Source organism: Limosilactobacillus reuteri subsp. porcinus (genome assembly GCF_036621895.1).
GTDB lineage: Bacteria > Bacillota > Bacilli > Lactobacillales > Lactobacillaceae > Limosilactobacillus > Limosilactobacillus reuteri_J.
In genome coordinates, this window is the sequence record NZ_LN887404.1 from 1 (window position 1) to 961 (window position 961).

The following is a 961-nucleotide window of genomic DNA, read 5'->3' on the forward strand; positions in this document are numbered from 1 at the left end:
TTGTTCAGTTTTCAAAGGTCTATCTGTTGGCTAATCAAGCAGCCAACCAACGTGTTTATTATATCATATATCAGATTAGCTTGTCAAGAAGAAATTTTAATTAATTTTGAATTTCTTTTGATCGATAACTCAATCAGCAACTTTATTAATATATCATGTCATCAATAGGATGTCAATAACTTTTTTCAAATTATTATTGACACTTTGCAACTAATTAAATGAATCTAAGAAGTTTCAAGCGATTATCCATCTCCTATCGCTGACAGGAGTTTTATTATATCCTATCTTCAAATCCTTTGCAAGTCTTTATTTTATTTTTTATGCATATCACTCAAAAATTGTTGAAGGTTTAATTCTTCATTAACCTTTTGGAACGTTTCAGTATTCCAGCCATTACTACCCGTAATAACTAGTCTATTATTATCAAGCGTTGCAGTAAGCGGATTAGTCACGTCACGATCTTCCAAATTTATAAGATAGTGTTCTCCTTCTTTACGCCAAGTTAAAGTATCATCCGTATCTGGATTATTCTTATCCGCATAAACATAGCGACCTGTTCCATTTTCATTTAAGACAATAGCTGCACCATCTTGATCATCTCGATATGACCCAACAACTTTTATAGTCTTAGTTATTTTGGGCGAATCCTTTTTTACTACTTTATTATCACGAACTGGGTTAAGTTGCTTACTAGCAAAACGTTTATAATTCACCCCTAAAATCCCTAATAAGATTACCAGTAATATGGTAAATGTAATTAACCCAATATGGTATCGTTTCTTTTTAGTTTTTTCCACCATCATCACCCCATCCTTCCTAGTATTATCTCATCATTTCAGTAAATCTGTCACATCTTTTTTAGCTAACCTTTTCTTTTCTTCAAGTTGAATAAATTCCCGAAGATATTTAAAAGCCCGAAATGTCAATTTAAGTTAGAAAAAAAGTAGTTGCTCATCAGTGA

General features: G+C 31.7%; 1 protein-coding gene. It reads right to left on the minus strand.

The window, feature by feature from the left end; all coding sequences use genetic code 11:
• Positions 1 to 311: 311 nt before the first annotated feature.
• Positions 312 to 803 carry a lipocalin/fatty acid-binding family protein gene (locus AACL61_RS05240; protein WP_102816777.1) on the minus strand — a complete coding sequence of 164 codons (492 nt, stop codon included), beginning with the start codon at positions 801 to 803 and terminating at the stop codon, positions 312 to 314.
• Positions 804 to 961 lie beyond the last annotated feature (158 nt).